Source organism: Massilia paldalensis (assembly GCF_044901715.1).
GTDB classification, from domain to species: Bacteria; Pseudomonadota; Gammaproteobacteria; order Burkholderiales; family Burkholderiaceae_D; genus Telluria; species Telluria paldalensis.
In genome coordinates this window covers 163,041-187,193 of the sequence record NZ_JBJCIU010000001.1, presented here as the reverse complement: position 1 = coordinate 187,193, position 24,153 = coordinate 163,041, and the positions used below count along the sequence as shown (strand labels likewise).

The window sequence follows — 24,153 nt, the reverse complement described above, 5'->3', positions numbered from 1 at the left end:
CAACGAGCGATACCACCGCGGCGACACACCATGCAGACGAATCTCCCCATCCAGCTCAATACCACCGGCAGCGCCAGCCAGCGCAACGCCGTCCATGGCGGCGCCAACGCCAGCGACGGCGCCCAGTTCGGCGCCATGCTGTCGAACGAGATGGAGCGCAATGCGCCGGCCCCCGCTCCGGCGCCGGCCCCGGCCCCGGCCCCGGCCAAACCCCAGCAGGCGAGCAAGCCGCAGGAAGCCGCCAAGCCGGCCCAGCCGGACGATGCCAAGCAAGCCGACAGCCAGGCCAGCGCCGCCGATGCGACCACCCAGTCCCAGCAGGCCGACGAGGCCGGCAAGGCGGACGCCGCCGACCAGGCTGCGGCCCAGGACGAGGACGCGGCCGACGGCAGCGCAGCGCCGGCCGATGCGGCCAGCGCCATGCTTGCCCTGATGGCCAGCCTGCAGAAGCCGGCCGACGAGGCGGCGACCGGCAAGGGCGCCGCGGCGGATGCCGCGGGCCAGGCCTGGGATGCCCTGAACGGCGCGCGCGGCAAGCGCAGCGACGCCGGCCAGCTGGCCGCTCTGCAGGCGGCCCTCAAGTCGACGGCCAAGGAAACGGGCGCCGACGGCGGCAAGGCCTTCGCCGCCACCGGTACGCCGAAGAACCCGGCGCTGGCGGCGGCCGGCGCCGGCCTCGGTGCCGATGCCAAGACCGGCGCGGATGCGGGCGCCCCGGGCGCTGCAATCACCAGCGCCGCCGGCAAGGATGGCGCGATCGACCTGCGCGCGCTGCAGGGCGCCGCCAAGGCCGAAGGCCAGCCCCAGCCGGAAGTGGAATTCACGCTGCAGCAGGCGCGCGACGCCGCCCTGCTCGCGGCCCAGAAGGAAGCGGCCCCGGCCGCCGCGGCACTGGCCCCGGCCCAGCCGGCATCGCTGGCCGCCGTGCAGGCCGCGGCCGCGGCCAGCGAACAGCTGACGGCGCGCGTGGGCACCACGGCCTGGGAAAACCAGATCGGGCAGAAGGTCGTCTACATGGTCGGCAGCGAAGAGCAGACCGCCTCGCTGACGCTGAACCCGCCGGACCTGGGCCCGATGCAGGTCGTGCTGTCGGTCAGCAACGACCAGACCAACGTGACCTTCTCGTCGAACGAGCTGGAAGTACGCCAGGCCCTGCAGGACGCCCTGCCGCGCCTGCGCGAGATGATGGACCAGAGCGGCATCACGCTGGGCAACGCCACCGTCAACGCCGGCATGCCGGACGGCAGCCAGGCGCGCGACCAGTCGGCGCGCAATGACGGCGGCTTCGGCCGTGGCAATCGCGGCGGCAACGGCAATGGCCGCGACGACGGCGCCATCGTCGGCGAAGCCACGGTCCGTCCGGCCCGCGTCGCCAGCGGCGGCCGCGGCGCGGTCGATACCTTTGCGTGAAGCCGTAGCGGCTCCGATGCAGCCGTAGGGTGGGCACCATGTGCCCACCGAAGCGCACGATAACCCCCAGTCCTCGCGTTATCGATCAGAAAATAACGAGATGACCCTCGTTCCCCCCTCTTTTCAACCGTTGCCGCTGCTCACTTTTTCTCGATAATGCCATAATCACGGCACCATCCAGAACAGCGGGAATAGAGATAACTTGAAAGCGAATCCAAAAGTGAAAGCCGATCCGAAGGCGGAAGCAGCAGCCCCGGCAGCAGCCGGTGGCGGCAAGGGCAAATTGATGATGATCGTCGGCGCGGCGGTGCTGGTGCTGGGCCTGGGTGGCGGTGGCGCGGCCTGGTACTTCATGCACGGCAGCGGCGACGCCGAGGCGCATGAAGAAGAGCCCAAGAAGGAAACCAAGAAGAAGAAAAAGAAGGAAGAAGCGCCGGCGGAATACATCGCCGTCGAGCCCTTCACCGTCAACCTGCAGCCGGAGAACGGCGACCAGTACCTGCAGGTCGCGTTCACGCTGCAGGTCGAGGGCGGCGAACAGGCCGAGCTGGTCAAGAACAATATGGCGAAGGTGCGCAGCCGCGTGCTGCTGCTGTTGTCGGGCAAGAAGGCGTCCGAGATCAGCACGGTCGAAGGCAAGCAGCAGCTCGCCGGCGAGATCCTGGCGGCGGTCAAGGAACCCTTCGACGCGCACGGCGACGAACAGGAAGTTTCCGACGTCTTGTTTACCTCGTTTATCATCCAGTAAACAGCCTCACCCGGACAAGCAGCATGGCCGATAATTTTCTCTCTCAGGAAGAAGTCGATGCCCTCCTCAAGGGGGTCAACGGCGACCAGGACGACATTGCGACGCCTGAAGACGCCTCGGGAGTCCGCACCTACAACCTGGCAACGCAGGAGCGGATCGTCCGCGGCCGCATGCCGACGCTCGAGATCATCAACGAGCGTTTCGCCAGGTACCTGCGCGTCGGCCTGTTCAACTTCCTGCGCCGCAGCGCCGAAGTGTCGGTGGGCTCGGTGCGGGTCTCGAAGTACAGCGAATTCATCCGCAACCTGGTGGTCCCGACCAACCTGAACCTGATCCACATGAAGCCGCTGCGCGGTACCGCGCTGATGGTGTTCGATCCGGGCCTGGTGTTCCTGCTGGTCGACAACCTGTTCGGCGGCGACGGCCGCTTCCACACCCGCGTGGAAGGCCGTGACTTCACCCAGACCGAGCAGCGCATCATCATGCGCATCCTGGACATCGTGTTCGAGGCCTATGCGAAGTCGTGGGAACCGGTGTACCCGATCGAGTTCGAGTACATCCGCTCGGAGATGAACACGCAGTTCGCCAACATCGCCACCCCGAATGAAGTCGTGGTATCGTCCACGTTCACCATCGAGCTGGGTTCCGTCTCCGGCCAGATCCACTTCTGCATGCCGTATTCGATGATCGAACCGATCCGCGATACGCTCACGTCGAGCCTGCAGGGCGAGGCCCTGGAAGTCGACAAGCGCTGGATCCGCCTGCTGACGCAGCAGATCCAGGTGGCCGAAGTGGAACTCGTCGCCGTGCTCGGCCACGGCAAGGCGAACTTCGACGAAATACTGAACATGAAGATCGGCGACGTCATCCCGATCTCGGTGCCGGAACACATCCAGGGCACCGTCGACGGCGTACCGGTCATGGACTGCAGCTACGGCGTCTTCAACGGACAATACGCGCTGAAGGTCGAGAAGCTGCTGGCCAACAGCGACACGTTCAACAAGGACGGGCCGGGCGCAGGAAGCGCCAATCCCTTCCAGAGCAACCCAGGAGAGTAATCATGTCTGATACCCAAGACGACCAGGAAAACCTCGACGACGACATGTGGGGCGCCGCCATCGCGGAACAGGCGGCGGCCGAAGCGGCCGCGCTGGCCAACCAGCAGCAGGCCGCCACGGCCGCCGTGTTCAAGGATTTCTCGAACAAGGGACCGCGTCCGGATACCCCGAACGACATCGACTTCATCCTCGACATCCCGGTCCAGCTGACCGTGGAACTGGGGCGCACCAAGATCGCCATCAAGAACCTGCTGCAACTGGCCCAGGGTTCCGTGGTCGAGCTGGACGGCCTGGCGGGCGAACCGATGGACGTGCTCGTCAACGGCTGCCTGATCGCCCAGGGCGAGGTGGTCGTGGTGAACGACAAGTTCGGTATCCGCCTCACCGACATCATCACGCCGTCGGAGCGCATCCGCAAACTCAACAAATGAGGCGCCGGCTGACCCTCCTGGCCGTGGGCATCGCCTTCCCGCTGGCCGCTGCGGCGGTCCAGCAGGGAGGCTCGACACCGCCCGCCGGACCAGCAACGCAAGCGCGCAACGACGATGCCGGCACCAAGCCGGCATCTGTCGTTCCGGCGCCCGCTAACAACACGGCTCCTGTCGCCCCGCTGCAACAGCCGGCGGCCACCACGCCGCGCGCCGCCGCGCCCGATGCCCCGTCCGGCATGACGGCCGGCACCACGGTCGGCGAGTCCGGCACGGGCAGCACCGCGGGGTCGGCTCCGGACGCCAACGGCGACGCCGCCGCGGGCCCGGGCACGAACGCCGACGCCACCCTGCCCACCACCCCGGCCCAGCCTGCCGCGACGGCGCCGGTGGCACCCGCCACGGCCCCCGTCGCGATGCCGTCCGGCTCGGCCACGGGCAGCCTGCTGCAGACATTGTTCGCGCTGGTCGCCGTGCTGGCCCTGCTCGCGGGCCTGGCCTGGTTCCTGAAACGCTACGGTCCCAAGGTGGGCGGCGGCACGGCCAACCTGCGCATCGTCGGCTCGCTGAACCTGGGCGGCCGCGAGCGCCTGCTGGTGGTCGAGGTGGGCGACCAGTGGATCGTGGTGGGCGCCTCGCCCGGCCGCGTGAACGCGCTGGCGACCATGCCACGCCAGGAAAGTGCCGGCGTGCACCCGGGCGCCGCCGAAGGCGCTACACTGGCTCCGCATGCGCCGGCCGCGGGCAATTTCGCGGACTGGCTGAAACAGACGCTCGATAAACGGAAGTAACAAGCGGAAGCAATACGCACGTGATACGCACCAAACAACGAATCCTGCTGGCGGCCGGCATCGCCCTGCCGCTGCTGCTGCCGGTCGCGGCACTGGCCGCGCCGAGCGTCCCCGCCTTCACCACCAGCGCCGGCCCCGGCGGCACCACGTATTCGCTGCCGGTGCAGACGCTGCTGTTCATGACGGCGCTGACCTTCATCCCGGCCGCCCTGCTGATGATGACGAGCTTCACCCGCATCGTCATCGTGCTGTCCCTGCTGCGCCAGGCGCTCGGCACCCAGACGGCGCCGCCGAACCAGGTGATGATCGGCCTGTCGCTGTTCCTGACGCTGTTCGTGATGGGCCCCACGTTCGACCGCATCTATACCGAGGCCTACGTCCCCCTGCAGGAAAACCGCATCCAGTTCGGCGAGGCGATGGACAAGGCCGCCGTGCCGCTGAAGGGCTTCATGCTCAAGCAGACGCGCCAGTCCGACCTCGCCCTGTTCGTCAAGATCTCGCGCACCCCCGCGCTGCAGGGACCGGAAGACGTGCCGCTGCGCGTGCTGATCCCGGCCTTCATCACGAGCGAACTGAAGACGGCGTTCCAAATCGGCTTCGCCATCTTCATCCCCTTCCTCATCATCGACATGGTGGTGGCGTCGGTGCTGATGTCGATGGGCATGATGATGATGTCGCCGGCCGTGATCTCGCTGCCGTTCAAGCTGATGCTGTTCGTGCTCGTCGACGGCTGGCAACTGCTGCTGGGCTCGCTGTCCCAGAGCTTCTACTAGGGAGGCCGGATGACCCCGGAAAGCGTGATCCAGATGGGCCGCACGGCCATGGAAATCTGCCTGATGGTCTCGGCCCCGCTGCTGCTGGTGGCCCTGATCATCGGCCTGATCGTCAGCATCTTCCAGGCCGCCACCCAGATCAACGAACAGACCCTGTCCTTCATCCCCAAGCTGGTCGGCATCTTCGTCGCCCTGGTCGTGGCCGGGCCGTGGATGATCGGCGTGATGACGGACTACATGCGCACGATCTTCACGGGCATCCCGGGAATGATCGGCTGACGTCGGTGTGATCTCCTTCACCTCGACCGAGCTGTACGCCTGGATCGGCACGATCATCTGGCCGCTGACGCGCATCCTCGCGCTGGTGGCCGCCTCTCCCGTATTCGGCAATACCGGCGTGCCGCAGACCGTCAAGCTGACGCTGGGTGCGCTACTGGCCAGCATCGTCGCCCCCAACCTGCCGCCCGTGCCGAACGTGGACCCGATGTCCTGGGCCGGCACGCTGATCCTGATCCAGGAAATCCTGATCGGCACGGCGATGGGCTTTGCCATGCGCCTCGTGTTCGCCGCCATCGAATTCTCCGGCGAGGTCGCCAGCCAGACCATGGGCCTGTCCTTTGCCAGCTTCTTCGACCCGAACACGTCGGCGCGCACCTCGGCCATCAGCCAGTTCCTGGCGCTGGTCGCCACGCTGGCCTTCCTGGCCACGAATGCCCACCTGGTCATGATCGAGGCGCTGGTCGAGAGCTTCTACACGCTGCCCATCTCGGCCACGCCGATGTCGCTGGCGGCGCCGCTGGAGATGGCGCGCTGGGGCGGCCGCATCTTCTCGGCCGGCATGCAGATCGCCATGCCGGTCGTCGCCACCCTGCTCGTCACCAACATCGCCCTCGCGATCCTGACCCGCGCGGCGCCGCAGCTGAATTTGTTCGGCATCGGCTTCCCGATCACGCTGGGCGCGGGCTTCCTGGTGATCAGCATTACCCTGCCCTACCTGAACACGCCGCTGCAGAACCTGTTCAACCAGGGGATCGAGGCGGGGAGAAGGATTCCGCGGACGGCGGGAGAGAAAACGCCGGCGGCGCCTGTGCCGCCTGCGCCGCGCGCACGCTGAAATACGTCGTCCCTGCGAAGGCAGGGACGACGGTTTTCAAGCTGCGGGTGTCAGGAGATGTAGTTGAACAGCGACAGCCCCGACATCGTCTTGAACGACACCTGCGCCGCCTGCAGCGTGGTCTGCTGCTGCGAGAACAGCGAGATCGCCTTCACCATGTCCAGGCCCGTCAGGTCTTCCAGCGTGCTCTGGTACTGGATGTTGAGGTCGTCGCCCGTGCTGTCGAGGTAGTCGAGCTCCTTCTCGCGCGCGCCCACCGAGGCTTGCACGGTCAGCACGTTGTCCAGCGCGTTCTTCATGTTCGAACCCGCTTCCGCCAGGCGGTTCGCCAGCTCGGCCTTGCCGGTCGAGCCGTCGGCCGGCATGCGCAACGTCTGGATCAGGTCGGTGATCGTGGTGAACACCGACTGGTTCTCGCTCGGCTTGACGGAGAAGGTGTCGCCGTCCGCCGGCTCGCCCTTGATGTCGAGCGACATGCCGTCGAAGGTGATGCTGGCACCGGCCGTGTAGGGCTGGTCTTCCAGCACGTTCACGGTCGGGTTCTTGCTCGTGTCGACGACGGTATAGGTCGTGACGGCCGGGGTGCCCGTCTTGGTGAAATTGATCGCGTAATTGTCGCCGGTCAGCTTGCTGCTGTCGACGACCGAGCCCGGCGAGACGATGCCGGAACCCGTATTGGCATCGCCCTGCAGCGCCTGGAACTTGCCGTTGCCCGTCTTGATGGTCTCGAAGATCGCGCTGCCGCTCTCGCTGATCGGCATCTTGCGGGTCGAGCCCACCTGCAGGCTGCGCTGGCCCTGGTCGCCCTGGTAGGTGGCGCCCGTCGTGGTCTGGGTGAACGGCTGCGTGGTCGACTTGTAGCCGGAGAACAGGTAGCCGCCCGTGCCGTCGGCCGTGTTGGCCAGGCCCAGCATGTCCTTCAGGCGCCCTTCCAGCTCCGTGGCCAGCGCTTCGCGGTCGCTCTGCGTGTAGCCGCCGTTGCCGGCCGTGACGATCAGCGACTGGATGTCCGTCATCTGGGCCGACACGTCCTGCAGCGTCTTGTCCACTAGCGACAGCGAGGCGCGCGCGGCGCTGCGGTTGGTGCCGAACTGGGTATTCATCGACTGCGATTGCGTGACCTCGAGGGCGCGCGCGGAGGCGATCGGATCGTCCGCCGCCGTCAGGACGCGCTTGTTGGTCGACAGCTGCATCTGGGTCTTGGCGATCTGGCTCTGCAGCGTATTGATCTGGCTGGTGCCGGTGGCGTAGATGGAAGCGGTACTGAGGCGCAGGGTCATGGTGCGGTTTCCTTGTGGTCAGGCGGCGATCAATGGCCGATCGACAGCAGCGTGTCGAAGATGGTGTCGGCGATCTGCATCACCTTGCCCGAGGCCTGGTAGGCCTGCTGGTACTTGAGCAGGTTGGCCGCTTCCTCGTCCAGGTTGACGCCGGAAACGTTGTTGGCGGCGGTCTGGGCCGCTTGCAGCTGGGCATTCGCGGCCTCGGCGTTGACCTGTACCTCGCGCGCCTTGTTGCCGATCGTGCTGACCATATTGGCGTAGGCGGACTGGTAGGTGGCCTTGCCGTTGTCCAGGATGTTCTTCGACTGCAGGTCGCCCATCAGGCTGGCGTTGCGGGTGTCGCCCGAGCCCGTGTTGTGGGCGATCTTGAAGGTGTCGCCGTTGGCCGGCTTGCCCGTCATGCCGACCGTCATGCCGCCGAAGGTGTAGCTGGCGCCGTCGTTGAACGGCACGTTGGCGCCGGCCGCATAGCTCGTCGTCTTGCCGTTGAGGGTCATGGTGACGGTCTGGCCGGCCGGGAAACCCGTCAGGTTGCCGCTGGTGCCGTCGTAGGTCAGCGTCACCGGCGTGGCGTCCGTCAGCGGCGCGGCCAGGTAGTTCTTGTCGACCGAGCCTTCGCTGATCTTGCCGGTGCCCTTGTTGGTCAGCGGGATGCTGGTGGCGATCGGGGCCGCGGCCGCGATCTGCGACTGGTCGGTCAGCGCCAGCTTCATGTTCGAGGCGCCGTTGATGGTCGGGCGCACGAGGAAGTTGTCGCCGGCGGCCGCGTTGCCCGTGATCGCGAAGTCGACGCCGTCGATGGTCTGCGGCGTGCCGTTCTGCGGATACGGGTTGATCACCGTCTTCTTGTTGTCCGACTGGCGGATCACGTTGTAGTTGGCGCCGTCGAACTCGACCTTGTAGTCGCTCGTCGTGAGCTGGGTCGCGTCGCGGACGCTGGCCTTGATCTCGGTGGTCGACGTGATGTTGTTGTTGACGTTCTTGGTGACCTCGGCCGCCGGCACGGTGAACATGTCGGCGCCCGGGTTGCCGTTGGCATCCAGGCCCAGGTGCTGCTGGTCGTTGATCGTGGTGGCCATCGCGATGGCGATGCGGCCCAGCGAATTCTGCGCCAGGTCGAGCGACTTGGTGCGGAATTCCAGCACGGAGCCGAGGGCGCCGCCGGTCAGCGTGCTCTCCGGGAGCGGCGTGGTCTTGGTGCCGTTGACGTAGCCGACGGTGATGCGGGTCTGGTCGGTCGGCGACTGCATCGCCGCCAGCTGGTAGGCCGTGGTGCCGACGACCAGCGGCTGGCCGTTGCCGATCGAGACGGTCAGGCTGTTGTTGTCGCCCGGGACGACGGTGGCCTTGACCTGCTTGTTCAAGTCCATGATCAGCTGGTCGCGCTGGTCCAGCAAGTCGTTCGGGACGTCCAGGTCGCTGCCCGCGGACAGCTTGCCGATCTGGTCGTTCAGCTTGGCGATCTGGTTGGCGTAGACGTTGATCGTCTCGACGCTGGCCGTCAGCTGGGTGTTGACGCCCTCGCGGATCTCGCCCAGGCGCTTGTCCATGGACTGGAAGCGCGCCGTCAGCGTCTCGGCCGAGGTCAGCAGCGAGCCGCGCGACGGCACGCCGGCGCGGTCGCCCGTCAGGTTCTGCACCGAGGCGAAGAAATCCTGCAGCGCCGGCGACAGGCCCGAGGTGCTGTCGGCCAGCAGGTTGTCGATCTGGTTGATCTGGGCTTCGTACGCTTCCAGGCCGCTCGTCTGGGCCTGGGCCGTGCGTACCTGGGCGTTCAGGAACTCGTCCGAATAGCGCTTGACCTGGGAGATCTGCGTGCCGGTGCCGATGAAGCCGCCGCTCGTCTGCATCGCCGTCGTCGTCGCCTGCACCACCGCCTGGCGGCTATAGCCGGCCACGTTGGCGTTGGTGATGTTGTGGCCCGTGGTCGAGAGGGCTGCCTGGGCCGCGAACAGGCCGGATTTGCCGATGCTGAGGAGGGACATAGTATTTACCTGTGTGTTGTGTCATTGACGGCAAATTTCGCCGGAACTTTATTGTTTTTTTCAGCGTCCACGCAATGTTGCCGTATTTGCCATCACGTTCAAGCGAGCGAATGCTTGATGATGCGCGACAGCTTGGCCGCGTACTGCGGGTCGGTCGCATAGCCGGCGCGCTGCAGGCCATGGGCGAAGGTGGAGGCGTCGCCGCCGTGCTGCAGCACCTTCTCGTAGCGCGGGTTGTTGCCGATCATGCGGGCGTAGTCCTTGAACGCGTCCGCATGGCTGTCGTAGGCGCGGAACTTCTCGACTTTGCGGTGCGGATGGCCGTTGACGTATTCGGTGGTCACGGCGGTGGCGACCTTGCCCTTCCAGTCGCCGCCGGCCTTGATGCCGAACAGGTTGTTGCTCGAGGTGCCGTCGGCATTGCGGATCATGCGCTTGCCCCAGCCCGTTTCCAGCGCGGCCTGGCCCAGCATGAACTTGGCCGGCACGCCGGTCGCCTGTTCCGCTTCCTCGGCGGCGTCGGCCAGCTTTTCCTGGAAGGCGCGCACGTGGGCCGGCTTGTTCTCGTTGTTGGTGCCGCGCGCGCTGCCCGTGATGCCGGACGCCGCCGACGTCGCGGGCTGGTCGGTCGACATCGTGTCGGACGCGCGCATCATGCGCGACGCATCCTGCAGCGCCTGGCTGGTGCCGGTGGCGCCCGACGTCGCGTCCGCGCCGATCGCCAGCGCCTGCGCATTCATCTGCGCCATCGCCGCCTTGCCCTGCTCCTGGGCGCCCAGCTGGCGCACCAGCACGTCGGCCAGGCCGATGCCGCGCTTGGCCAGCTTCTGGCTCATCTGCTGGTCCAGCATGGTGGTGAAGGTGCGGGTTTCCTGGCTGTCCATCGGACCGTCCTTGGGCGTGGCGTCGCGCATGCTCTTCATCATCATGTTGATGAACATGGATTCGAACTGGGTCGCCGCGCCTTTCAGGGCGTCGGACGAGCCGCTCTTGGCGCCGCGCTTGATGTCGCCGAGGGCGTTGGTGTCGAGCGCGAACTTGCCGGACAGGTCGGGAGTGGAGCCGAGCATGGTAATCCTTCTTTGCTGGGGTCGGTTAGATGATCTCGAGTTCCGCGCGCAGCGAACCGGCGGCTTTCAGTGCCTGCAGGATCGCCAGCAGGTCTTGCGGGGTGGCGCCGATGGCGTTCATCGCCTTCACCACCTCGGCCAGCGAAGCGCCGTTGTTCAAGGCGATCACCTTGCCCGCATCCTTCTTGATCGACACGGACGGGTTCTGGGTGACGACGGTGGCGCCGCGCGAGCCGGCCGGCGGCTGGCTCACCTGCGTGTCGTTGCCGATGCTGACCGACAGGTTGCCGTGCGAGATCGCGCACTGCTCCAGCGTCACGCTGCGGTTCATCACGACCGAACCGGTGCGCGCGTTCAGGATGATCTTGGCGGCCGCCTCGGACGGACGCACGTCCATGTTTTCCAGCGTGCCCAGGAAGGCCACGCGCTGGTCGCTCGACGAGGGCACGCGCACGCGGATCACGCGGCCGTCCAGTGCCGTGGCGATGCCGGGGCCGAACTTGTCGTTGATGACCTCGACAACGCGGCTGGCGGTGGAGAAATCGGTCGTGTTCAGTTCCAGCTTGACCTGGTTGTCGGCGCCCAGGTTCGACGCGACGGCGCGCTCGACGGTGGCGCCGGCCGAGATGCGGCCCACGGCCAGCTGGTTCACCTGGACCGACGCGCCGCCCGCCTGGGCGCCCGCGCCGCCGACCAGCACGTTGCCCTGGGCCATGGCGTACACCTGGCCGTCCGCGCCTTGCAACGGGGTCATCAGCAGCGTGCCGCCGCGCAGGCTCTTCGCGTTACCCATCGAGGACACGGTCACGTCGATGGTCTGGCCCGGCTGGGCGAACGCGGGCAGCGAGGTCGTGACCATGACGGCCGCGACGTTCTTGAGCTGCAGCTGGGTGCCGGCCGGCAGGCTGATGCCCTTCTGCTGCAGCATCGCCATGATCGACTGCACGGTGAACGGGGTCTGCGTGGTCTGGTCGCCAGTGCCGTCCAGGCCCACGACGATGCCGTAGCCGGACAGCTGGTTCTGGCGCACGCCGCCGATGCTGGCGAGGTCCTTGATGCGTTCGGCGTGGGCCGGCATGGCGACGACCGGGCCCAGCAGGGCGGCACAGAGAGCGATCAGTTTCAGGTTCAGGCGCATGACGGTCAAGGAATCAGAACGGGAGAAGCGATTGGAAGAAACGCGACATCATCGATGTCACTTCAGCACGGTCGAGCTGGCTGTTGGTGCGGTACTCGACGCGGGCGTCGGCGACGAGCGTCGAGGACACGATGTTGCCGGCCTGGATGGTGTCCGGATTGACCATGCCCGAGAAGCGGATGAACTCGACGCCCTTGTTCATGGCGATCTGCTTTTCGCCGACCACGATCAGGTTACCGTTCGGCAGCACCTCGGACACCGTCACGCCGATCGTGCCCGTGAAGGCGTTCGAGGCGGTCTGGGTGTCGCCGTCGGCATACTTGGTGCCCGAGCTGGTGCCGATATTGGCGCCCAGCTTGCCCTGCAGCGGGCCCGGGATGCCCATGTCGACGCTGCCCGACTTGTTGCCGCTGCTGGCGCCGCTCTTGTTGGCCGACGTCTTCTCGACGATGCTCACGGTCAGGATGTCGCCGATATGGCGCGCGCGGCGGTCTTCGAACATCGGACGGTAGGTGTTGACGTTGAAGATCGCGCCTTCCGTCGGCGTGCCGGTGTCGGCCAGCATCGGGCGGACGGAAGTCGGCTGTTTGACGATCGACGTCGGGGTCGAAGCGCAGCCGACGGTGGCGAGAGCCACCGTCGCCCCTGCGAAGGCGACGCGCAGCGTCGTCCCCGCGAAGGCGGGGATCCAATTTTTAATCTTAAAAAAATTGTTCATTAGAGTTGAGCCAGTTTCTGCAGCATCTGGTCGGACGTGGTGATCGCCTTCGAGTTGATCTCGTAGGCGCGCTGCGTCTCGATCATGTTGACCATTTCCTCGACCACGTTGACGTTCGAGGTTTCGACGTAACCCTGCATCAGCACGCCGGAGCCGTTGGTGCCCGGCACGTTGGCGTTCGGGGTGCCCGAGGCGCCCGTCTCGGCGTACAGGTTCTCGCCCAGCGATTCGAGGCCAGCCGGGTTGATGAAGGTGTGCAGCTGGATCGCGCCGATCTGGGTGGCGGCGGCCTGGCCCGGGGTGGTCACGGACACGGTGCCGTCGCGGCCGACGGTCAGCGACAGGGCATTCGGCGGGACGGTGATCGGCGGCTGCAGCACGTAGCCGCTGGACGTGACCAGCTGGCCGTTGGAATCGGTCTGGAACGAGCCGTCACGGGTGTAGGCCTGGGTACCGTCGGGCATCGCCACCTGGAAGTAGCCGGCGCCGTTGACCATCACGTCCTTCGAGTTGCCGGTCTGTTGCGGGTTGCCCTGGGTATGGATGCGCTCGGTAGCGACGGTGCGCACACCGGTACCGATCTGCAGGCCGGACGGCAGCTGCGTCTGTTGCGAGGATTGCGCGCCGGGCTGGCGCACGTTCTGGTACAGCAGGTCCTCGAACACGGCACGCGACTTCTTGAAGCCGTTGGTGCTGACGTTGGCGAGGTTGTTCGAGATGACGTCGAGGTTGGTCTGCTGCGCCTCGAGGCCGGTTTTTGCGATGTGAAGCGAACGGATCATGGTGTCCTCCAAACGGCAACGAGAACACCCCGTCGCCCACCATGAAATTATGTCCCAGGGGCAATCAAGTCAAAGAGAGGATCTGAGCGGCTTTCGCCGCGTTATTCTCCGCGTTCTTCAACAGGCTCATCTGTGTCTCGAAGGAACGGCCCAGCGAGATCATGTCGACCATCGCTTCCACGGCCGAGACGTTGCTGCCTTCCAGCGCCCCGCCCGTCACCGTCACGGAGGCGTCGGCCTGGGCGGCGCTGCCGTCCTTCAGGCGGAACAGGCCGTCGTCGCCGCGCACCAGGTCGGCCTGGTTCGGATTGACGAGCTTGATACGGCCCAGCACGGTCGAGGCGGCCGGGCGGTCGGTGGTCGACAGCGTGGCGATGGTGCCGTCCGTGCCCACCGAGATGGTGACGTCGGGCGGGATCGTGATGGGACCGCCCTCGCCGGCCACGGTCTGGCCGCTGCTCGTCTGCAGCAGGCCGTTGGGGCTGACCTGGAACGCGCCGTTGCGGGTATAGGCTTCGGAACCGTCCGGGTTCTGCACGGCGATCCAGCCGCTGCCCTTGACGGCGACGTCGAGGTCGCGGCCCGTCACCTGGATGGCGCCGGCGGAAAAATCGGCGCCGACCGTGTTGTCGACGACGAAGGCGCGCGTCGGCATGCCTTCGCTCTGGACCGGCACGGCACGGAAGGTATCCAGCTGGGCGCGGAAGCCCGTGGTGCTGACGTTCGCCAGGTTGTTCGACGTCGTCGCCTGCTTTTCCAGGATGTGCTTGGCGCCGCTGGCTGCCGTGTAAATCAACCGATCCATGTTGTATCCTCTTTACCACGTCGCCCCCGCGCAGGCGGGGGCCCAATGTCGTTGAACGGCGCCGCAACGCTGGATGTGCGACTCCCGCTGAGCGGCTTGGGTCCCTGCCTTCGCAGGGACGACGTTGTTATACGTTATGTAGGTGCGTCAGGTACCTGATTAACGCAGGTTCACCAGCGTCTGCAGCACCGAGTCCTGGGTCTTGATGGTCTGCGCGTTCGCCTGGTAGACGCGCTGCGCCGTGATCATGTTGACCAGTTCCGCCGTCAGGTCGACGTTCGACGCTTCCGTCGCGGCCGACTGCAGCACGCCGAAGCTGCCCGAATCCGGCGTGCCCACCTGCGGCGTGCCCGATTCCGACGATTCCGCCCAGGCGTTGTTGCCCAGCGGCTCGAGGCCGTTCGGGTTCGTGAAGTTGGCGAGCACGACCTGGCCCAGGGCCTTGGTCTGGCCATTGCTGTACTGGCCCAGGATGGTGCCGTCATCGGCCGTCGAGAAGCGCTGCAGGCGGCCGGCCGTGTAGCCGTCCTGGACCGTCTTCTTCTCGCTGGTGTCGCTGCCGTACTGCGTGGAGCCGGCGAAGTTCAGCGTGAACGTCATCGTGTCCTTCGCGCCGGTCGGCGGGTTGATCGGCAGGTTGATGGTCAGCGGCAGGGTCTGCGGCGCCATCAGGGCGGCCGACAGGGCGCCGTTCGAATCGAACTTCAGCGTGCCGACCGGCTTGCCCGGCACCGCCACGGCGGCGGAAATCTGGGCGTCGATCTGTTCCGGCGTGATGCCCGGCGTGGTGCCGGCGCTGGCGGCGGCGGCCGTGATGGCGGCCTTCACCTGGTCGCTGGCCTTGGCGGTGTCGGCGGCGGCGAGGACGGCCTTGCCGGCGGCATCGGCATATTCCTTGGCGGCGGCATCGATATTGGCCTGGACGAGCGGCGACGCCTTGGTGGCCGCGAGCCACTTGTCGCGCGCGGTGACGCTGGCTGCATCTGCCTGGCTGGCCGAGGCCGCCTTGGCGGACGTGATCTCGACGCCGTCGCTGCCCGCGTACACGTCCCAGGTACCGGCATCGGTCTTGACGTAGTACATCGACATCGTGTGCGCATTGCCCAGCGTATCGTAGACCTGCACGGGGATCTGCTTGTTGTAGGTTTCCGGATCGTCGGCATTGAACGGCACCTTGGTCGGCGGCTTGGTGCGCGAATCCAGGTTCATCGACGTCTCGACCTTGGTGGTGGTCACCGGCTTCAGGTCGGCCGTGTTGATCTGCAGCGGCTGCGGGGTGCCGGCCAGGATCTGGTTGTTGGCGCCCACGCCATAGCCGGTCAGCTTGGCGCCCTGGGCATTGACGATATAGCCGTTCTTGTCGAGCGAGAACTGGCCGTTGCGGCTGTACTGCACGAGGCCGTCGGTTTCCATGCGGAAGAAGCCGGAACCGTTGATGGCGATGTCGAGCGGGTTGTTCGACGTTTCGATATTGCCTTGGGTGAATTGCTGGGCGATGTCGGCGACCGAGACGCCGATGCCGGCGGTCTTGCCGCCCGCGCCGTTCAGCGAACGGGCGTAGACGTCGGCGAACTGGGTCGTCGAGCCCTTGAAGCCGACGGTGCTCGCGTTGGCGATGTTGTTACCGATGACGTCCAGCGATTTCGCCGCGCCGTTCAAGCCGCTCAGGCCTTGTTGGAAAGACATGTGATGCTCCTGTGTTCGAGATTCGGATGCTGCGGTTTAAAGGTTCTGTAGCGGCGTGCTTACAGGACTTGCTTGATGTCGGCCAGCGTGAGCGTGCCCGACACGGGCAGGTTCAGCTTGACGCCATCGGTGGAATTGGTGGTGACGCTCAGTACGCTGTCGAAGGACAGGGTCTTGGCGTCCTTCGGCTTCAGCGCCTCGCCGCCGCGCGTGGCGGTGACGGAAATGTTGTAGGTGCCGTCGGCCACGGTGACGGGCTTGCCGTCGCTGCCCAGCTTGCTCGGGTCGGGCACGCCGTCCCAGGCCAGCGGCACGATGCCGGCCTTGGTCGCGCCCAGGTCCATGGTCTGCACCACGTTGCCGGCCTTGTCCGTGATCGTCACCTGCACGGCGTCGGCATCGCTGCCCAGCTCGACGCCCAGGATGCCCTTGCTGCCGGACAGGGTCACCTTGCTGCCCTCGACCAGCACGCCGTGGCCGATCAGGTTCGTGGCCTGCAGCGACTCCGAGCTCTGGTAGCTCGACTTGAGCGATTCCAGCGTCGTGTTCAGCTTGTTCACGCCCGTCACGGTCTGCAGCTGGGCCAGCTGGCTCGTCACCTGGGCGTTGTCCAGCGGGTTCAGCGGGTCCTGGTTCTTCAGCTGGGTGACCAGCAGGGTCATGAACTTGTCGGTATCGGCCTGCACGCTGTCGGTCGCGGTGGCCGGCTTGGCGTTCATGGTCGACATCAGGTCGTTGATGTTCGAGGTGGTGTTGTTGGTTACGGTCGTCGCCATGGGAGCGTCTCGGGTTCTGGGCTAAAGGGAAAGGTTACTGGCCGATGGTCAGCGTCTTGAGCAGCATGGTCTTGGCCGCGTTCATCGTCTCGACGTTGTTCTGGTAGGAACGCGAGGCCGACAGCATGTTCACCATCTCGTCGACCACGTTGACGTTGGGCATGCTGACATAGCCCTTGTCGTCGGCGAGCGGGTTCTTGGGGTCGTACACCTGCTTCAGCGGCGACGGGTCCTCGACCACTTCGCGCACCTTGACGGCGGTGGCGCTGCCATTGGCGCCGCTCATCGGCACGGCCTCGAACACGACCTGCTTGGCGCGGTAGGCTTCGCCGGTGGCGCTGGTGGCGCTGTCGGCATTGGCCAGGTTGCTGGCCGTGGTATTCAGGCGCATCGACTGGGCCGTCATGGCCGAGCCGGCGACGCCGAAGACATTAAACAGGGACATGGTTACTGGCCTCCGGACTGGATCGCGGTCATCAGCTCGCGGATCTGGTGGTTGATCATCGAAATGCCCGCTTCGTAGCGCAGCGCGTTGTCGGCGAACTGGGTGCGTTCGGTATCCATCTCGACCGTGTTGCCGTCGACGGCGCCCTGGGTGATCGTGCGGTACAGCACCGGGGTGCCATCGGCCAGCGCCTTGCCGTCGGCCGCGCCGTTCGGATAATGCGTCTTGGCCGTGGTGGCCAGCGGGCCGCCGGCCTGGCCGCCCTTGGCGACGGCATTCTGCAGGGCGCTGGCGAAATCGATGTCGCGCGCCTTGTAGTTGGGCGTATCCGCGTTGGCGATGTTCGACGCCAGCACTTCCTGGCGCTGCGCGCGCAGGCTCAGCGCCGTTTCGTTGAAACGCAGGTAGTCGTCGAGTTTGCCGATCATGGTGCTCTCCGGTGGATGGACAGCATGGATCATACGGCCCCCGAGACTCTTCCCATCGGGCAATAAGGGGCCCCAAAACCAGTCTATTCGATGTTTCAGTAGGGCATCAAGAACTCTAAGATGGCAACCGTCGTAAAACCACACACCATCGCCATCCATGAAACGCACGTTGTTCACCATTGCGCTGCTGGCCGCCTCCATAGCAGGCGTTCCCGCCTTCGCGCAGAGCGCGCAACCCGCCGGCGCGGGGGCACGCCAGAACCTGAATGCGCTCAAGCCCGTGATCGAGCAATTCCTCAAGACGCAGGCTGCCGGCCTGCCGGGCACCGTGACGGTCAAGGTCGGCGCGATCGACCCGCGCACCGCCGTCGCGGCCTGTCCGGCGCCGGAAGCCTTCCTGCAGCCGGGCGCCCGGCCCTGGGGCAAGACCACGGTGGGCGTGCGCTGCACGGCGCCGTCGAACTGGACGCTGTTCGTCCAGGCCCAGGTGAGCGTGCAGGCCGAGTACGTGGCCGCCGCCCTCCCCCTGGCCCAGGGCCAGGCGATCGAGGAAGGCCAGTTGGTGTTGGTAAAAGGCGACATCGCGGCGATGCCCAACGGCATCATCACGGACATGGCACAGGCCGTCGGACGCACGCCGACCGTGTCGCTGGCGGCCGGCACGCCGCTGCGCCTGGACACGCTCAAGAGCAAGCCCGTCGTGCAGGCCAACCAGGCCGTGCGCCTGGTGTTGAACGGTAACGGGTTCTCCGTCTCGGCCGACGGTAAGGCGATCGGCACGGCCGGCGACGGCCAGGTGGTGCAGGTGCGCACCCCGTCGGGATCGATCGTCAGCGGCACGGCGCGCAGCGGCGGCATGGTCGAGGTGGCGTTCTGACCGGATAGGCCACGGCATCGACCGGTGGTTACAGATAGTTGCAGGAGATGCTAAAGTTTTCGGCGGAGACGCCGATAACACAGGCAGATCCCGGGCTTTCTGCTCGACCTGAGAAGGATGATGCTGTGAAAATCAACGATACATTAAAAGGCAACGCTGGTATTCCGGCCCCCACCACGCCGGCAACCACCAATGCAAAAGCGAACGATGCGGCCGCCGCGAGCAGGACCACGCCCGCGGCGACTGACACGGTAAGGCTGTCTTCGCAAGGCCAGGCACTGGCCGGCACGGGCAGCGCGAACCAGGTGTTCGACACCAAGAAAGTCGAACGCATCAAGGCGGCCATCGCGGATGGCCAGTTCCAGGTAAATTCGGAGAAAGTGGCGGACGGCCTGCTGGAAACGGTACGCGACCTGCTGCATTCCCGCCAACGATAAATCATTTATGGCCATAGCATCCCCTGGCGCAACCCTGCGCGACGAACAGCAACTGATCGGTTCCATGGTGGAACTGATGAAGACGGAGCAGCAGCTCCTTGTCAGTGCGGATGCCGATGGCCTCTCGACCCTCACGCCGGAAAAGCTGAAGCTGGCGCAACAGGCGGCCGAACTGTCGCGCCTGCGCCACCGCGCCCTCGGCGCGGCGGGCTTCATCGCCGGCGAAGCGGGCATGGAACCCTGGCTGGCCGTCGCCGGCAATGCCGACGCACGCGGCGACTGGGACCGCCTGCTGGACCTGACGCGCGAAGCCAAGGAGCTCAACCGCGTGAACGGCATGCTGCTCAACAAGCAGCTGGCCCATACCCAGGGCGTGCTGAGCGCCCTGCGCGGCCCCGCCAACGGCAATGCGAGCGTCTACGGCAAGAGCGGCCAGACCGTGGCGGCCGGGCCCTCGAAGCGCTTCGTGGTCGGTTGATGCGATGGTGGGCATATGATGCCCACCCTACGTCGTCGCGGAGGGGTCAACGTTCCGTGCCGATCGTTGGACGCCGTCCCCGGCGTTCCGCGGACGCTCATTTCACCGTCATCCCATTCGCGGCGGATTCCTTCTCCAGCATCTCCTCGAGCTGCTCCGGCCACACGGGCGGGCTGAAATAATAGCCCTGGATCTCGTCGCAGCCGTGCGCCTTCAGGAAGTCCAGCTGCGCGCGGGTTTCCACGCCTTCCGCCACCGCTTCCAGGTTCAGCCCGTGCGCCAGCGCGATGATGGCGCAGGTGATGGCGGCGTCGTTCGGATCGTCGATGACGTCCTTGACGAACGAGCGGTCGATCTTGAGCACGTCGAGCGGGAAGCGCTTCAGGTAGCTCAGCGAGGAATAGCCGGTACCGAAGTCGTCGATCGACAGGGCGATGCCCAGCGCCTTCAGCGAACGCAGCACGCTGGCCGCCTCGCCGGTGTCGCGCATGACCGTGCTTTCCGTGATTTCCAGTTCCAGCGCGCACGGCGGCAGGCCGCTGTGCTCGAGCGCGGCGCGCACGCGCTGCGCCAGGCCGGCCTGCTGGAACTGGCGCGCCGACAGGTTCACCGACACCCGCAGCGGCGGCAGGCCGCGGCGGCGCCAGCCGGCCGCGCGCACGCAGGCCTCGCGCAGCACCCACAGATCGAGTTCCTCGATCATCCCCGTCTCTTCGGCGATCGGGATGAAGCGTCCCGGCGGCACCAGGCCCAGCACCGGATGGCGCCAGCGCACCAGCGCCTCGACGCCCACGATCGCGCCATCCCGCTCGCCGCCGCCCACGCGGACGCGCGGCTGGAATTGCAGCACCAGCTGGCCCCACTCGAGCGCGTGGCGCAGCAGCGCCTCCATGTCCACGCGCTCGCGGATCGCCTCGGCCATCTCGGCCGTGTGGAAGCGGTACGCATGCCCTTCGGCGCGCGCGCTGCCCATCGCCACCTGGGCCATCTGCAGCAGTTCCTCGGCGTCGCAGGGGTGCGGCGGCAGCAGCGCCACGCCGACGCTCGCCGCAAGGAACACGCGCTGGCCCTGCAGCACGTACGGTTCGCGCATGCATTCCAGCAGGCTGCCGGCCAGCGCCTCCGCGGCCGCGGCGCCCGAGTTCTTCTGCACGACGATGAATTCGTTGCCGCCCTGGCGCGCCAGCAGGTCGCCCGGCTGCAGCAGCAGCGTCAGGCGCTCGGCGCATTCGCGCAGCACGTCGTCGCCGCCGGACCAGCCGTAGCCGCTGTTGATCTTGCGGAATTCGTCCAGGTCGAGCACCAGCACGGCCAGCGTGCGGCCCAGGCGGCGCGCGCCGTCGATGGACTCGTCCAGCGCTTCCAGGATGCGCGCGCGGTTCGGCAATCCCGTCAGCGCGTCGCAGGTCAGCTGTTCGAGCACGGCGCGTTCCAGGCGGCGCCGTTCGGAGACGTCGCGCACCACCGCCATCTGCTGCCCGGTCGGCAGCGCCGCGCGCCGCACCTCGGCCGGGAAGGCGCCCGCGTGCAGGCGCCGGCAGCTGGTCTCGTCCAGGCCCGCGCCGGGCGGCACGAGCATTTCCAGCGGCAGGCCGGCCGCCGCCTCGCGCGCGACGCCGAACATCTGCTCGGCGCGCGCGTTCATCATGGCGATGCGGCCGTCGGCGCCGGCCAGCACGATCGCGTCCGGCGCCGCTTCCATCAGTCCGCGGAACTTGTTCTCGCTCTCGACCAGCGAACGCTCGGAGCGCTGCAAACGCAGGTAGGGAGAGAGCACGGCGGCGACGTAGATGGCGCGGTACAGGAACAGGTAGGCAATCACCTTGTAGACGTGGCCGACCACGTTGAACACGTCGCCCGGCGTGCCGTACATGAAGAAGGTGGCACTCGACAGCCCCAGCATCGCGGCGGCCGCGGCCAGATAGCGGTCGGTGCGCAGGCCCGTGTCGAGGGCGCGCACCAGCAGCAGGCAGGCCGCCAGCGCATTCGCGGCGATCAGCGCCAGCTCGCAGCCGGTCTTGAACGCCGCCAGGCCGCGCCCCGGACCCCAGGCAGCCGGCAGCGGGAACGGATCGCCCAGTGCCTGCCAGGACGCCAGCGACACCAGGCCCAGCGCCGCCACGAGCGCCGCGCGATGCAGCGCGCGTCCCACCGTGCGCTCGCGCGGCGCCAGCGCGGCACCCAGCAGTGCCAGGGCACTCAAGGTGCGCGCGGCCAGCCAGAACGCCATGTTCGTCGCCGCGTTCCCCGGTCCGCCGAAGCCCGGCATCCCCTCCGCCGCCATCAGGTGCCCCAGGTCGAACAGGCCCACCGCCAGCGCGGCCGGCGCCAGCAGCGCCACGCGCACGGGAGTGCGCCGGCCGATGCCGTGCCACCCGGTGCTGAACACCAGCAGGGCCACCACCACCGAGAACACCTCGACCGCCGTGTGCAGCGACTGGTACCAGCGCGGCTGCCACGGCAGCACGGCCGCGCCGCCGAGCGCCAGCCAGGCCGTGAACGCGGCCAGCGCGGCGACCAGCAGCGCCAGGCGGCGGCCCGTGGACATGCGGCGCAGCCAGGGGCGCGGGGACGACTTCGTGTCCGCCTTCATGCTGCTCCTCATGCTGCCCTTCCCCCCTCGGCCAGCCGGACGCGCAGCAGCCGTTCCAGCGCGGCGGCGTCGAGCGGGTGCGCGAACCAGTAGCCCTGCATCAGGCGGCAGCCGTGGGCGTCGAGGAAGGCTTGCTGGACACCGTCCTCGACGCCTTCGGCGATCACCTCCAGCTTCAATGAGCGGGCCAGCGCGATCACGGCCCTGGCGATGGCCGCGTCCTCGCCGTCGCCGATGTCGGCGACGATCGAGCGGTCGATCTTGAGCGCGTGGATCGGGAAGCGCTTCAGGATCGACAGGCTCGCGGGACCGGTGCCGAAGTCGTCGATCGCCAGCCGCACGCCCAGCGCGGCCAGGCGCGCCATGGCGGCGGCCGCGACGTCGGAATTTTCCATCAGCACGCTCTCGGCGATTTCCAGCGTGAGCATGGCCGGATCGACGCCCTCCTGCGCCAGCAGGCGCGCCACCAGGGCCGCCACGTCCTGCTGGCGGAACTGGCGCGCCGACAGGTTCACGCTCATGCGTAGCAGCAGTCCGCTGCGCGCGAACAGCGCCTGCTGGCGCAGCGCCTGCGTCAGCGCCCACTCGCCGATCGGCACGATCAGGCCCGTTTCCTCGGCCAGCGGGATGAAGTCGGACGGCAGCACCAGCGCGCCCTCCTGCGGCTGCCAGCGCAGCAGCGCCTCGACGCCGACGATCTCGCCCAGCACGGCATCGACCTGGGGCTGGTAGTGCAGCACGAATTCCTCGCGCTGCAGCGCGTGCTGCAGGCCCGTCTCCAGGCGCAGGTGCTCCTCGGCGCGCGCCAGCATGTCGGCCGCGTAGAAATGGAAGCCGTTGCCGCCGCCGGCCTTGGCGTGGTACATGGCGCTGTCGGCGGCGCGCAGCAGCGCGTGGCTGTCCTGGCCGTCGCGCGGGTACATGGCGATGCCGATGCTCCCGCTCGGGAATACTTCCTGGCCAGCCAGCATCATCGGCTGGAACAGGCCGCCCTGCACCTTGCGCGCGACGGTGGCGGCATCGTCGGGGCCTTCCAGGTCGGCCAGCACGACGACGAATTCGTCGCCGCCCTGGCGCGCCACCGTGTCGCTCTCGCGCAGCGCCGCCGACAGGCGCCGCCCGATCTCGACGATCAGCCGGTCGCCGGCCTCGTGCCCGAGGCTGTCGTTGATGTGCTTGAAGCGGTCCAGGTCGACGAACATCACGCCGACCTGGCGTCCGCTGCGCTGGGCCTGGACGATCGCCTGCGCCAGCCGGTCCTGCAGCAGCAGGCGGTTCGGCAATCCGGTCAGCGCGTCGTGGTTGGCCATGCGCATCAGCGCTTCCTCGGCCTCCTTGCGGCGCGAGATGTCCTCGACGGCGAGGATCACGCGCAGCTGGCCGCTGGACGCCTCGCGCATGGTCGAGGCGCTGACGGCGACCCACACCAGCGTGCCGTCCTTGCGCCGGTAGCGCGTCTCGCGCTGGTAGTCGCGCAGCTGGCCCGAGACCAGGCGCGCGACCAGGGCGCGGTCTTCGGGCAGGTCGTCCGGACAGGTGATCTGGTGGAAGAAGCGCTGCAGCAGCTCGATTTCGGTGAAGCCGACGATCTGCGACAGCTTGCGGTTCACGCGCAGGAAGTGTCCTTCGCGCGACAGCAGCGCGATGCCGACGGCGGCCTGGCTGAAGGTGAGGCGGAAGAATTCCTCGCTCTCCTGCAGGCGCAGGCGCGTCTGGCGCCGGTACGTGACGTCCTGGCCGATCAGCAGCAGCAGCCAGCCGCCGGCGCGGCGCGTGCGGCGGATATTGAATTCGAACCAGCGCACGCGTTCGGCACCCACGGAGACGGCGGCCACGATGCCGTCCTGCGACGCCCCCGACGAGAATGCGGCGGCGGCGCGTTCGGCCAGTTCGGGACTCGGGATCAGCGTCGTGAGCGGCGGGCGAGCGGCCAGCACGTCGTCGGACACCGCCAGCATGTCGCTCATCGCCTTGTTCATCGACAGCACGCAGCCTTCGGCGTCGACCACCATCAGGCCGGCCGGCATGGCTTCGATCACCTGCTCCAGGAAGTGGCGCGCCAGGTGGTCGTCGCCCGGCTCGAGGATGCTCGGGCGCGCGGCGGGCGCCGGCCGGCCGGGACCGGCGGCGCGGGCCGCGCCATGGCGCTCGCCCGCGGCACCGGGCAAGCCCTTGTATTTGTTCGTCAAGATCGTCTGTCCGTTCCAGCTGCCCGTGGGGTGCATCCGTCGCAGCCGGCGACGTGCTTGTACAAGGGGGAGGTTAATTCTGCTGCGAAATTTTCATGTTTTTACAGCATCATTTAATTCTATCAATGCGTTGCCTGTTGA

24 protein-coding genes are annotated in these 24,153 nt (G+C 67.2%); 11 read left to right on the top strand and 13 right to left on the bottom strand.

Going from position 1 to position 24,153, the window contains the following annotated elements:
* Positions 1 to 30: 30 nt before the first annotated feature.
* The 8 genes from ACI1V7_RS00840 to fliR all read left to right on the top strand — a co-directional run bounded on the left by ACI1V7_RS00840 (position 31) and on the right by fliR (position 6,322).
* Positions 31 to 1,410: a flagellar hook-length control protein FliK gene (locus ACI1V7_RS00840; RefSeq protein WP_404529898.1), complete on the top strand. Its 1,380-nt coding sequence runs from the start codon at positions 31 to 33 to the stop codon at positions 1,408 to 1,410.
* Positions 1,411 to 1,612: 202 nt separating this feature from the next.
* Positions 1,613 to 2,158: a flagellar basal body-associated protein FliL gene (gene fliL, locus ACI1V7_RS00835; RefSeq protein WP_404529897.1), complete on the top strand. Its 546-nt coding sequence runs from the start codon at positions 1,613 to 1,615 to the stop codon at positions 2,156 to 2,158.
* A 23-nt stretch (positions 2,159 to 2,181) separates the two neighbouring features.
* Complete coding sequence (gene fliM, locus ACI1V7_RS00830; protein WP_290411895.1) at positions 2,182 to 3,216, top strand: flagellar motor switch protein FliM; 1,035 nt, start codon at positions 2,182 to 2,184, stop codon at positions 3,214 to 3,216.
* A gap of 2 nt (positions 3,217 to 3,218) precedes the next feature.
* Positions 3,219 to 3,647, top strand: coding sequence for a flagellar motor switch protein FliN (gene fliN / locus ACI1V7_RS00825; protein ID WP_290411894.1), 429 nt, complete (start codon positions 3,219 to 3,221; stop codon positions 3,645 to 3,647).
* Positions 3,644 to 4,435, top strand: coding sequence for a flagellar biosynthetic protein FliO (gene fliO, locus ACI1V7_RS00820; protein ID WP_404529896.1), 792 nt, complete (start codon positions 3,644 to 3,646; stop codon positions 4,433 to 4,435). Before fliN ends, fliO begins: the two co-directional genes overlap by 4 nt.
* 20 nt (positions 4,436 to 4,455) lie before the next feature.
* Positions 4,456 to 5,208, top strand: a complete 753-nt coding sequence (gene fliP / locus ACI1V7_RS00815) for a flagellar type III secretion system pore protein FliP (RefSeq protein ID WP_404529895.1) — start codon at positions 4,456 to 4,458, stop codon at positions 5,206 to 5,208.
* A gap of 9 nt (positions 5,209 to 5,217) precedes the next feature.
* On the top strand, positions 5,218 to 5,487 hold the full coding sequence (gene fliQ / locus ACI1V7_RS00810) for a flagellar biosynthesis protein FliQ (protein ID WP_404529894.1): 270 nt from the start codon (positions 5,218 to 5,220) through the stop codon (positions 5,485 to 5,487).
* Positions 5,488 to 5,494: 7 nt separating this feature from the next.
* The gene (gene fliR, locus ACI1V7_RS00805; RefSeq protein WP_404529893.1) at positions 5,495 to 6,322 is read left to right on the top strand and encodes a flagellar biosynthetic protein FliR; all 828 of its coding nucleotides are present in this window, start codon (positions 5,495 to 5,497) and stop codon (positions 6,320 to 6,322) included.
* A 50-nt stretch (positions 6,323 to 6,372) separates the two neighbouring features.
* Here fliR and flgL read toward each other — a convergent pair whose 3' ends face one another.
* The 11 genes from flgL to flgB all read right to left on the bottom strand — a co-directional run bounded on the left by flgL (position 6,373) and on the right by flgB (position 17,438).
* A complete protein-coding gene (gene flgL / locus ACI1V7_RS00800) occupies positions 6,373 to 7,602 on the bottom strand; it encodes a flagellar hook-associated protein FlgL (protein WP_404529892.1) in 1,230 nt (409 codons plus the stop codon).
* 29 nt (positions 7,603 to 7,631) lie between these two features.
* Complete coding sequence (flgK, locus tag ACI1V7_RS00795) at positions 7,632 to 9,590, bottom strand: flagellar hook-associated protein FlgK (protein WP_404529891.1); 1,959 nt, start codon at positions 9,588 to 9,590, stop codon at positions 7,632 to 7,634.
* Positions 9,591 to 9,688: 98 nt separating this feature from the next.
* Complete coding sequence (gene flgJ, locus ACI1V7_RS00790) at positions 9,689 to 10,660, bottom strand: flagellar assembly peptidoglycan hydrolase FlgJ (RefSeq protein WP_404529890.1); 972 nt, start codon at positions 10,658 to 10,660, stop codon at positions 9,689 to 9,691.
* Between the two features lie 25 nt (positions 10,661 to 10,685).
* The gene (locus ACI1V7_RS00785) at positions 10,686 to 11,798 is read right to left on the bottom strand and encodes a flagellar basal body P-ring protein FlgI (RefSeq protein WP_404529889.1); all 1,113 of its coding nucleotides are present in this window, start codon (positions 11,796 to 11,798) and stop codon (positions 10,686 to 10,688) included.
* Positions 11,799 to 11,811: 13 nt separating this feature from the next.
* Positions 11,812 to 12,516: a flagellar basal body L-ring protein FlgH gene (locus ACI1V7_RS00780; RefSeq protein WP_404529888.1), complete on the bottom strand. Its 705-nt coding sequence runs from the start codon at positions 12,514 to 12,516 to the stop codon at positions 11,812 to 11,814.
* Complete coding sequence (flgG, locus tag ACI1V7_RS00775; protein ID WP_290411886.1) at positions 12,516 to 13,298, bottom strand: flagellar basal-body rod protein FlgG; 783 nt, start codon at positions 13,296 to 13,298, stop codon at positions 12,516 to 12,518. The genes ACI1V7_RS00780 and flgG overlap by 1 nt, the downstream gene beginning before the upstream one ends.
* A 64-nt stretch (positions 13,299 to 13,362) precedes the next feature.
* The gene (gene flgF, locus ACI1V7_RS00770; RefSeq protein WP_404529887.1) at positions 13,363 to 14,103 is read right to left on the bottom strand and encodes a flagellar basal-body rod protein FlgF; all 741 of its coding nucleotides are present in this window, start codon (positions 14,101 to 14,103) and stop codon (positions 13,363 to 13,365) included.
* A gap of 159 nt (positions 14,104 to 14,262) precedes the next feature.
* Positions 14,263 to 15,789, bottom strand: a complete 1,527-nt coding sequence (locus tag ACI1V7_RS00765; protein WP_404529886.1) for a flagellar hook protein FlgE — start codon at positions 15,787 to 15,789, stop codon at positions 14,263 to 14,265.
* Between the two features lie 59 nt (positions 15,790 to 15,848).
* Positions 15,849 to 16,565 (bottom strand): flagellar hook assembly protein FlgD, encoded by a 717-nt coding sequence (locus ACI1V7_RS00760; protein ID WP_404529885.1) that lies wholly within the window; start codon positions 16,563 to 16,565, stop codon positions 15,849 to 15,851.
* 34 nt (positions 16,566 to 16,599) lie between these two features.
* Positions 16,600 to 17,010: a flagellar basal body rod protein FlgC gene (flgC, locus tag ACI1V7_RS00755; protein ID WP_290411882.1), complete on the bottom strand. Its 411-nt coding sequence runs from the start codon at positions 17,008 to 17,010 to the stop codon at positions 16,600 to 16,602.
* 2 nt (positions 17,011 to 17,012) lie between these two features.
* On the bottom strand, positions 17,013 to 17,438 hold the full coding sequence (gene flgB / locus ACI1V7_RS00750) for a flagellar basal body rod protein FlgB (protein WP_404529884.1): 426 nt from the start codon (positions 17,436 to 17,438) through the stop codon (positions 17,013 to 17,015).
* Between the two features lie 157 nt (positions 17,439 to 17,595).
* Here flgB and flgA point away from each other — a divergent pair, with 157 nt between their 5' ends.
* From flgA to ACI1V7_RS00735, 3 genes are all read left to right on the top strand, one after another.
* Positions 17,596 to 18,315: a flagellar basal body P-ring formation chaperone FlgA gene (flgA, locus tag ACI1V7_RS00745; RefSeq protein ID WP_404529883.1), complete on the top strand. Its 720-nt coding sequence runs from the start codon at positions 17,596 to 17,598 to the stop codon at positions 18,313 to 18,315.
* A 125-nt stretch (positions 18,316 to 18,440) separates the two neighbouring features.
* A complete protein-coding gene (flgM, locus tag ACI1V7_RS00740) occupies positions 18,441 to 18,752 on the top strand; it encodes a flagellar biosynthesis anti-sigma factor FlgM (protein WP_404529882.1) in 312 nt (103 codons plus the stop codon).
* Positions 18,753 to 18,759: 7 nt separating this feature from the next.
* Positions 18,760 to 19,230, top strand: a complete 471-nt coding sequence (locus ACI1V7_RS00735; protein WP_404529881.1) for a flagella synthesis protein FlgN — start codon at positions 18,760 to 18,762, stop codon at positions 19,228 to 19,230.
* Between the two features lie 97 nt (positions 19,231 to 19,327).
* On the opposite strand, the gene ACI1V7_RS00730 is transcribed toward ACI1V7_RS00735, so the two are convergent.
* Both ACI1V7_RS00730 and ACI1V7_RS00725 read right to left on the bottom strand, forming a co-directional pair.
* Complete coding sequence (locus tag ACI1V7_RS00730) at positions 19,328 to 21,823, bottom strand: putative bifunctional diguanylate cyclase/phosphodiesterase (protein ID WP_404529880.1); 2,496 nt, start codon at positions 21,821 to 21,823, stop codon at positions 19,328 to 19,330.
* Between the two features lie 8 nt (positions 21,824 to 21,831).
* Positions 21,832 to 24,012 (bottom strand): putative bifunctional diguanylate cyclase/phosphodiesterase, encoded by a 2,181-nt coding sequence (locus tag ACI1V7_RS00725; protein WP_404529879.1) that lies wholly within the window; start codon positions 24,010 to 24,012, stop codon positions 21,832 to 21,834.
* Positions 24,013 to 24,153: the final 141 nt, after the last annotated feature.

Coding starts and splice junctions, on each gene's coding strand:
- flgL (WP_404529892.1), bottom strand. CDS start 7,602: ATGACCCTGCGCCTCAGTACCGCTTCCATCTACGCCACCGGCACCAGC.
- flgB (WP_404529884.1), bottom strand. CDS start 17,438: ATGATCGGCAAACTCGACGACTACCTGCGTTTCAACGAAACGGCGCTG.
- fliN (WP_290411894.1), top strand. CDS start 3,219: ATGTCTGATACCCAAGACGACCAGGAAAACCTCGACGACGACATGTGG.
- ACI1V7_RS00785 (WP_404529889.1), bottom strand. CDS start 11,798: ATGCGCCTGAACCTGAAACTGATCGCTCTCTGTGCCGCCCTGCTGGGC.
- flgA (WP_404529883.1), top strand. CDS start 17,596: ATGAAACGCACGTTGTTCACCATTGCGCTGCTGGCCGCCTCCATAGCA.
- fliQ (WP_404529894.1), top strand. CDS start 5,218: ATGACCCCGGAAAGCGTGATCCAGATGGGCCGCACGGCCATGGAAATC.
- fliM (WP_290411895.1), top strand. CDS start 2,182: ATGGCCGATAATTTTCTCTCTCAGGAAGAAGTCGATGCCCTCCTCAAG.
- ACI1V7_RS00780 (WP_404529888.1), bottom strand. CDS start 12,516: ATGAACAATTTTTTTAAGATTAAAAATTGGATCCCCGCCTTCGCGGGG.
- flgG (WP_290411886.1), bottom strand. CDS start 13,298: ATGATCCGTTCGCTTCACATCGCAAAAACCGGCCTCGAGGCGCAGCAG.
- ACI1V7_RS00840 (WP_404529898.1), top strand. CDS start 31: ATGCAGACGAATCTCCCCATCCAGCTCAATACCACCGGCAGCGCCAGC.
- flgC (WP_290411882.1), bottom strand. CDS start 17,010: ATGTCCCTGTTTAATGTCTTCGGCGTCGCCGGCTCGGCCATGACGGCC.
- ACI1V7_RS00765 (WP_404529886.1), bottom strand. CDS start 15,789: ATGTCTTTCCAACAAGGCCTGAGCGGCTTGAACGGCGCGGCGAAATCG.
- ACI1V7_RS00735 (WP_404529881.1), top strand. CDS start 18,760: ATGGCCATAGCATCCCCTGGCGCAACCCTGCGCGACGAACAGCAACTG.
- flgK (WP_404529891.1), bottom strand. CDS start 9,590: ATGTCCCTCCTCAGCATCGGCAAATCCGGCCTGTTCGCGGCCCAGGCA.
- ACI1V7_RS00730 (WP_404529880.1), bottom strand. CDS start 21,823: ATGAAGGCGGACACGAAGTCGTCCCCGCGCCCCTGGCTGCGCCGCATG.
- flgF (WP_404529887.1), bottom strand. CDS start 14,103: ATGGATCGGTTGATTTACACGGCAGCCAGCGGCGCCAAGCACATCCTG.
- flgJ (WP_404529890.1), bottom strand. CDS start 10,660: ATGCTCGGCTCCACTCCCGACCTGTCCGGCAAGTTCGCGCTCGACACC.
- ACI1V7_RS00760 (WP_404529885.1), bottom strand. CDS start 16,565: ATGGCGACGACCGTAACCAACAACACCACCTCGAACATCAACGACCTG.
- fliO (WP_404529896.1), top strand. CDS start 3,644: ATGAGGCGCCGGCTGACCCTCCTGGCCGTGGGCATCGCCTTCCCGCTG.